This window comes from Mycobacterium sp. (genome assembly GCF_035506235.1).
Classification (GTDB): Bacteria; Actinomycetota; Actinomycetes; order Mycobacteriales; family Mycobacteriaceae; genus Mycobacterium.
Window position 1 is genome coordinate 1 of record NZ_DATJPU010000224.1, and the last position, 2490, is coordinate 2490.

Here is a 2490-nt window from a genome sequence, read left to right on the forward strand (position 1 = left end):
GGGCCAACATCGGCACATTCTTCGGCGCCTTGTGCTTCCTGGTGGCCGCGTGGCTTTTCGGTTGGCCCCCTCCGCAGCCGCACGGGGCGACGGGATAGCTCAAGTGCGACGCAGCTCCACCGTGCGTTACCTCAGCAGCGAGCGTTGAGTTCGCGGCGCGGGGTCGCGCGCGCCCAAGGGCCAAGGCGCGGATTGCCAAAATTGTGGATTGCCAACGGGATTAACGACCCGCACCGGCTCCGAGCAGTGGAGTCAACCTCCGGCGTCAGAAGAGCTGGCCCGGCGGCCGCAGGTTCGTTTGGCCCACGATCACGCCGGCGGCCCTTTCCAGGGGCTTGATGACCGTCGTGAAGTCGGAGTCCGGGCCCTCGTAGCGCGCGGCAGCCTCCCAGAGCCGGCCGATCGTTTCGGCGATCTGTGCCGGGACGCCCAGCGCGTGGGCCTCGTCGAGGTAGAGCCGAACATCTTTGACCATGAGGCCGGTGGCAAAGCCGTAATCGAAGGTTCGCGGCAGGATCGCGCGCGGGAACTTGTCGCGGCTGGCGCTCGTACCGCCCGATCCCGCGTTGAGCACCTCGATCATCGCCTCGGCGTCCAGGCCGGCCTTGACGCCCATCACGATGACTTCGGCCGTGGCGGCCAAAACGTTGGCGGCGAGCATGTTGTTGGCGAGCTTCATGGTCTGCGCCGAGCCGGGCGTGTCCCCGACGTAGAACGGCCGGCCCAGCGTTTCGAGTGCGGTTCGTATGACTGCGAATTCGTCACGCGGCCCGGAAACCATGAGGGCGAGCGAACCGTTCTGCGCCCCCCTCACGCCGCCGCTGACGGGGCTGTCGATCGCCACGATGTTCCGTTGTGCCAGCAGGCCGTGGATCCGGGTCGCCGCTTGGCTCCCGACCGTCGACAGGTCGACGTAGCGCTCGACCCGTGACCCCTCGATCACCCCGTCGGCGCCGGTCGCCACCTCGAGCGACGCCGCCGGCGACGGGAGGCTGGTCATGACGGTTTCGGTCCGATCGGCGACGTCCTTCGCCGACGACGCGGCGCGCGCCCCGAGGGCGACGAGGCGCTCGAGCGCCGCACCGCGTGTGTCGAACGCGACGACCTCGTGGTCATCCCGAACGAGGCGAACTGCCATGGGAAAGCCCATGTTTCCCAAGCCGATGAACCCTATTCGCATCGCCGGCCCTGTCTCTGGTCCACTTCGGCGAAAGCCTCGCTCGCGATGCGAAAGCTGTCGACGGCGGCGGGCACGCCGGCGTAGATCGCGACCTGAAGGAATATCTCGCGGATCTCGTCGCGCGTGACGCCGTTGGTCAGCGCCGCCTTGATGTGCGTGCGCAACTCGTTGGGCCGGTTGAGGACCGAGATCATGGCGAGGTTGAGCATGCTGCGCGTCTTCAGCGCCAGCCCCTCGCGGCCCCACACCGCGCCCCAGCAGTACGCGGTGACGAGGTCTTGCAGAGGCTTGGTGAAGTCGTCCGCGTCGGCCAGCGCTCGGTTGACGTATTCCTCGCCCAGCACCGCGGAGCGGATTTCAAGTCCTCGTTGATAGGTTTCGCGATCCAATGGTTCTTTCCTCTACGTCGGGTGGTGAGCTGATGTACAGCCAACCAGAGGGACACGCAATGACCGGAGCAAGCAGTGACGTCTGGGAGGTCATGTCGACCGCCCGGACGATCCGGCGGTTCACCGACGAGCCGGTCGACGACGCGGCCTTGGCGCGGTGCCTCGAGGCGGCTCGGTGGGCGCCCTCGGGCGCCAACGCGCAGGGCTGGCGGTTCGTCGTGCTGCGGTCGCCCGAGCAGCGGGCGGCCGTGGCCAAGGCGGCGGCCCACGCCCTGGAAGTGATCGAACCCGTCTACGGGATGGCCCGGCCCGCCGACGGCGACAACAGCCGCCGCGCCCGCACCTACCGCGCGACCTACGAATTGTACGATCGCGCCGGCGAGTTCACTTCCGTGCTGTTCGCGCAGCAGCACTACCCGACGGCGTCCGAGCTGCTGCTGGGCGGGTCGATCTTTCCCGCGATGCAGAACTTCCTGCTGGCCGCGCGCGCCCAAGGCCTGGGGGCGTGCCTCACCAGCTGGGCTTCCTACGGCGGCGAGCGGCTGCTGCGCGAAGCCATCGGCATACCCGAGGGTTGGTTGGTCGCCGGCCACATCGTGGTGGGGCGGCCCAAGGGCAAGCACGGGCCGCTTCGCCGTCGCCCGCTCGCCGAGTTCGTCAACCTCGACCGCTGGGACGAGCCCGCCGATGGGCTGCTCGGCGCCACCTAGGGTGTTCGGACACCTCATAATCGCTTTCCGAGATTACCGCTTCCGAGTTGGAGAATGTTATTCTCGCCAAGGCGGTGACGACAGGAGGCGGCCCGGATGCTGTTGGAGTTCGATGCCGATCAGCGGCTGTGGCAGAAGACCGTTCGCGACGTCGTCGCCAAGCAGTGCCCGCCGTCGCTGGTGCGCAGCGTGGCCGAGGACGGCGTCGACC

3 protein-coding genes and 1 pseudogene are annotated in these 2490 nt (G+C 68.1%); 2 read left to right on the forward strand and 2 right to left on the reverse strand.

The genetic code is table 11. The features are described from left to right. Positions 1 to 265 precede the first annotated feature (265 nt). On the reverse strand, positions 266 to 1180 hold the full coding sequence (locus tag VMD50_RS20590; RefSeq protein WP_325430194.1) for an NAD(P)-dependent oxidoreductase: 915 nt from the start codon (positions 1178 to 1180) through the stop codon (positions 266 to 268). Further along, positions 1171 to 1569: a carboxymuconolactone decarboxylase family protein gene (locus VMD50_RS20595; protein WP_325430196.1), complete on the reverse strand. Its 399-nt coding sequence runs from the start codon at positions 1567 to 1569 to the stop codon at positions 1171 to 1173. Before VMD50_RS20595 ends, VMD50_RS20590 begins: the two co-directional genes overlap by 10 nt. Positions 1570 to 1628: 59 nt before the next feature. On the opposite strand from VMD50_RS20595, the gene VMD50_RS20600 reads away from it, so the two are divergent. Together VMD50_RS20600 and VMD50_RS20605 are read left to right on the forward strand one after the other, a co-directional pair. Then, a complete protein-coding gene (locus tag VMD50_RS20600; protein WP_325430198.1) occupies positions 1629 to 2279 on the forward strand; it encodes a nitroreductase family protein in 651 nt (216 codons plus the stop codon). Positions 2280 to 2375: 96 nt separating this feature from the next. Beyond that, positions 2376 to 2490, forward strand: a pseudogene (locus VMD50_RS20605) (acyl-CoA dehydrogenase family protein); the annotation flags it as partial.

Coding starts and splice junctions, on each gene's coding strand:
- VMD50_RS20600 (WP_325430198.1), top strand. CDS start 1,629: ATGACCGGAGCAAGCAGTGACGTCTGGGAGGTCATGTCGACCGCCCGG.
- VMD50_RS20590 (WP_325430194.1), bottom strand. CDS start 1,180: ATGCGAATAGGGTTCATCGGCTTGGGAAACATGGGCTTTCCCATGGCA.